The sequence below is a fragment of the Actinocorallia lasiicapitis genome (assembly GCF_054778695.1).
The window spans coordinates 1-4,287 of the sequence record NZ_BAAGZI010000459.1 but is presented as its reverse complement, the minus strand read 5'-3'; the positions used below and the strand labels follow the sequence as shown (position 1 = coordinate 4,287).

6 protein-coding genes are annotated in these 4,287 nt (G+C 70.1%); 2 read left to right on the top strand and 4 right to left on the bottom strand.

Features of this window, described 5'->3' with window-relative positions; all coding sequences use genetic code 11:
* The coding region (locus ACYVE7_RS30150) for an Asp23/Gls24 family envelope stress response protein (RefSeq protein ID WP_460369454.1) at positions 1 to 465 on the top strand (465 nt) is incomplete at its 5' end.
* A 66-nt stretch (positions 466 to 531) separates the two neighbouring features.
* Here the strand turns inward: ACYVE7_RS30150 and ACYVE7_RS30145 are convergent.
* From ACYVE7_RS30145 to ACYVE7_RS30130, 4 genes are all read right to left on the bottom strand, one after another.
* Complete coding sequence (locus tag ACYVE7_RS30145) at positions 532 to 1,032, bottom strand: hypothetical protein (RefSeq protein WP_460369452.1); 501 nt, start codon at positions 1,030 to 1,032, stop codon at positions 532 to 534.
* 79 nt (positions 1,033 to 1,111) lie between these two features.
* The gene (locus ACYVE7_RS30140) at positions 1,112 to 1,774 is read right to left on the bottom strand and encodes a potassium channel family protein (RefSeq protein WP_460369450.1); all 663 of its coding nucleotides are present in this window, start codon (positions 1,772 to 1,774) and stop codon (positions 1,112 to 1,114) included.
* Positions 1,767 to 3,131 carry a TrkH family potassium uptake protein gene (locus ACYVE7_RS30135; RefSeq protein WP_460369448.1) on the bottom strand — a complete coding sequence of 455 codons (1,365 nt, stop codon included), beginning with the start codon at positions 3,129 to 3,131 and terminating at the stop codon, positions 1,767 to 1,769. Before ACYVE7_RS30135 ends, ACYVE7_RS30140 begins: the two co-directional genes overlap by 8 nt.
* A gap of 226 nt (positions 3,132 to 3,357) precedes the next feature.
* Positions 3,358 to 3,813 (bottom strand): carboxymuconolactone decarboxylase family protein, encoded by a 456-nt coding sequence (locus ACYVE7_RS30130; RefSeq protein ID WP_460369446.1) that lies wholly within the window; start codon positions 3,811 to 3,813, stop codon positions 3,358 to 3,360.
* A 184-nt stretch (positions 3,814 to 3,997) separates the two neighbouring features.
* Here ACYVE7_RS30130 and ACYVE7_RS30125 point away from each other — a divergent pair.
* Positions 3,998 to 4,287, top strand: a 290-nt coding sequence (locus ACYVE7_RS30125) for a helix-turn-helix domain-containing protein (RefSeq protein WP_460369444.1), incomplete at its 3' end; no start/stop codon positions are given.

The following is a 4,287-nucleotide window of genomic DNA, read 5'->3' as shown; positions in this document are numbered from 1 at the left end:
CCGCCCGCGATCCCGGTCGCCGGGGAGCCCGGCCGGCACTCCGGGCTGGACAAGCCCGCACCCGCGCCCGCCCCCGCCGACACCGCGCCGGCCACCGGGCGGAACGGGCAGGTCAAGGGCCAGATCAAGATCGAGGACGAGGTCGTCGAGAAGATCGCGGCACTGGCGGCGCTGGAAGTCGCCGGGGTCGCGGGGCTCGGCTCGGTGAACGGCCCCGCTTCGGAGACCCTCGAAGCGGTCCGGCAGCGGATCGGGATGGGCGAGCGGGTCGACCGCGGGGTCCTGGCCCGGGTCACCGACAACGAGATCTCGCTCGACGTCAGCCTGATCGTGGAGTACGGCAGCGTCGTCCTGGACGTGGCGAAGACGGTGCGCACCAACGTGGCCAGGATCGTCGGGCTGATGCTCGGCATGAAGGTCACCGCGGTGAACGTCACCATCGACGACGTCAAGATGCCCGACTAGCTCCCCGGACGGCACGAAAGCCGCTCCCGGCGATCCGGGGGCGGCTTCTCCGTTTCCGTCAGCCCGCTACTTGGCGGGGACGTCGCACTGCGTCATCCCCGTCGAGTTCATGACGGTCAGCCCGACCTTCTTCAGGCCCTGCTTCACCACGTCGTCGAACGCGAACTCGTGCGGCGTCGGATCCTGGGCCGTCGTGTACGCCTGGATCTGCGGCTCCCCGCCCTCGGTGAGCACGGTCGCCCGCACCGTCCCGACCCCGGTGTAGACCACACGCACCTTGATCCCGTCGCCGGCCTTGACGTAGTAGGCCGACTTGACCCCGCAGACCCCGGTGCTCTTCGACCCGTTGGTGTTGAGGTTCGGATCGAGCATCGCGAACGGGTTGGGCCCCTTGCCCTCCGGGGTGGGTCCCTGTGCCTGCGGCCGCCCGGCCCCGCCGTCCTCGGGGGCGTCCTTCTCCCCCACCAGAGGCCACACGAGCACGGCGACGGCGCCCGCCACCAGCAGCGCGGTCAGCAGGTACCCCGCCCTCCGCAGCACCCGATGGTGCAACGGCATCTCCGACATGAACCACTCCAGAGTCAACGGGCCACCAGCCGCGCCAGGTTACCGCAAGGTAGCCCATGCCAGCCCGAAACGCCCGAGGTCAGTCGCGGGTGGCGAAGTGCTCCACTTTGGCGATCTTGCCGGAGATGACGATGACGTCGCTGTACTGCAGGACGGTGTCGGAGGTCGCGTGGGTGAAGTCCTCGCCCTGGCTCTTGACGGCCACGACGGTGATGCCGTGCCGGTTGCGGAGGTTGGTCTCGCCGAGCGGGACGCCGACGATGTCGCGGCTGGGACGCGTCTTCGCGAACGCGAAGTCCTTGTCGACCTCCAGGTAGTCGAGCATCCGGCCGCTGACGAGATGGGCGATCCGCTCGCCCATGTCGTGTTCGGGGAGGACGACGTGGTGGGCGCCGATCCGTTCCAGGATCCGGGCGTGCTGACGGCTGACGGCCTTCGCCCAGATGTCCTCGATCTCCAGCTCGACCAGCAGTGACGTCACCAGGATGCTGGCCTCCAGATCGCCGCCGATCCCGACGACCGCCCGGTAGAACTCCGGGACGCCGAGTTCGCGCAGCGCCTCGATGTCGGTGCAGTCGGCGACCGCGATATGGGTGAGCCGTCCGGCGAGGCTCTGCACCAGCTTCGGCCGGTTGTCCAGGGCGAGGACCTCGGTGCCGTGGCTGGCCAGCTCCAACGCCAGCGAGCTGCCGAATCTGCCGAGCCCGATCACGACGACCGGTTGGTTGCCGATGTCAGCCAACGAGGCACCTCTCTTCCGGTAGTTCATAGCGGCGGGTGCGGTCCCGCAACGCGAGCGCCGACCCCAGGGTCAGCGGGCCGACCCTGCCGACGAACATCAACACGATCAGCAGGACCTGGCCGTGCGGCGGCAGGGTCGCGGTGATCCCGGTGGACATGCCGACCGTCGCGAACGCCGAAACCGCCTCGAACAGCACCATGTCGAGACGGTGCGGGCTGATCGACAGCAGGACGCAGGTGGCCAGCGCGACGATCCCGACGGCCAGCAGCGCGACCGTCAGCGCCTGCCGCTGGACGGCCTCGGGCAGCCGCCGCCTGCCGATGTTGACGCTGGGTTCGCCGCGCAGCTCCGCCCAGATCACGAACGCGAGCAGCCCGAACGTCGTCACCTTGATACCGCCGGCCGTCCCGGCGCTGCCGCCGCCGATGAACATCAGCAGATCGGTCACCAGCCAGCTCTCGGGATACATGCCGGCGATGTCGATGCTGTTGAACCCGCCGGAGCGCGGCATCACCGCGACGAAGAACCCGGCCAGCACACGTCCCGAACCGTGCAGCGAACCGAGGGTGCGGGGGTTGTCCCACTCGGCGGCGGTGAGGACTGCGGTGCCCAGCACCAGCAGGGCGCCGGTCGCGGCGAGCGTCACCCGGGTGAGGACCGACCAGGTGGACGGCTTGTGCCAGGCGCGGAACAGTTCGAACACCACCGGATAGCCCAGCCCGCCGACGATCACCGCGGTCGCGATCGGCAGGCAGATCCACGGGTCGGCCGCGAACCTGGTCAGGCTGTCGTGCCAGAGCGCGAACCCGGCGTTGTTGAACGCCGACACCGAGTGGAAGACACCCAGATAGGCGGCCCGCCCGAACGGCTCGCCATAGCCGATCATGAACCGGGCGGTGAGGATCAGCGCGACGATCAGCTCGGACACCAGGCTGAACAGGACGACGTTCCGCACCACCCGCCGGACGTCCACTGCGCGCAGCGCCCTCGTCTCGGCCTGGACGGCGAGCCGTGCCTTCAGCCCGATCCGCCCGGACAGGATCAGCGCGAACAGCGTGGCCAGGGTCATGATTCCGAGGCCGCCGACCTGGAACAGCGCCAGAATGACCGACTGGCCGAAACCCGACCAGTGCGTGCCGGTGTCGACCGTCACCAGCCCGGTGACGCACACCGCCGACGTCGCGGTGAACAGCGCGTCCAGAAACCGCGGGGAGCCTTCACCCTCGGTGGCGATCGGCAGGGACAGCAGCGCCGTCCCGACGCTGACGGCCAGCCCGAACCCGCCGACGACGACCTGCGCCGGATGCTGGAACCGTCCCAGCACCACCCGGAACCAGCGGCCGTTACCGCCGCGCATGACATCCCTCCCCACCAGGGACCGCGCCCGAGCCTCACCCGGCACACCGATCACCGAGCATATCCCCCACCCGTCTCCCCGTCGTGCCGACTCCCCGGCCGCCGTCGGTGCGGGGTGAACGGCCGCCGCCCTCGGCACCGGCGGGTGGGCCGGGCGAGGGCGGGCGCGGGGGTCAGGCGGTGGCGCGGTGGAGGAGGGCGGCGATCTCGGTCATCTCGGTTTCTCCTTAACCCCAGGCGCCGGCGATCTGCCGGGTCGTCGCGTTGAGCCGGTTGAACATGTTGGTGACGCCGATCATCAGGACGATCGCGGCGAGCTGCTTCTCGTCGAAGTAGGTGGCGGCCCTGTCCCAGATCTCGTCGTTGACGGCGTCGGGCCGGTCGGCGAGGCGCGTGGCGGCCTCGGCCAGTTCGAGTGCCGCGCGCTCCTCGTCGGAGAAGTACGGCGCTTCGCGCCAGGCGACGATCGTGGCGAGCTGTTCGTCGCTGACCCCGGCCTTGCGGGCGGTCTTGGCGCCGCCGTCGACGCAGGCGCTGCAGCCGTTGATCTGGCTGACGCGCAGGTGCACCAGCTCCAGCGTCTGCCCCTCGACGCCGCCGGAGTGCACCGCCTTGAAGATCTCCTGGATGGGCTGCATCGCGCCGGAAAGGACGACGGCCGGGTTCTGCATACGAGACTGCATTGTTTTCTCTCTTCTTCCGTTCGGCTGCCCCGTCCCTCGGGGCATGACCTCATTTCAGCCTGGACGCCCCGTCCCGGGCGATGGCCGTGGGACACCGTGGGACACCCGCGACGTCTGGGAGCAGCGGCGATACGCCGGGATAATGTTCTTCTCCGACGGGACAGGCAGGGAGTGCACGGTGGTCGTGAAACAGCAGACGGACCCGCAGGACGAGCTGGCGGCCCGGCTCCGGCTGCTCCAGGAGTTGTCCGGGCTCGGCGTGCGGGCGCTCGCCAGGGACACCGGGCTCAGCTCGTCGTCCCTTTCGCGGTATCTCAGCGGCCAGTCGGTGCCGCCCTGGCCCGCGGTGCTCGAACTCTGCCGTCTGGTGAAGCGGGATCCGCGGCCGTTGCGCCCGCTGTGGGAGCGGGCCGGGAGCCCGCTGCCCGCGCCGCCGAAGACGAGCCGCCAGGTCCAGCCGCCGTCCCCGCCCGC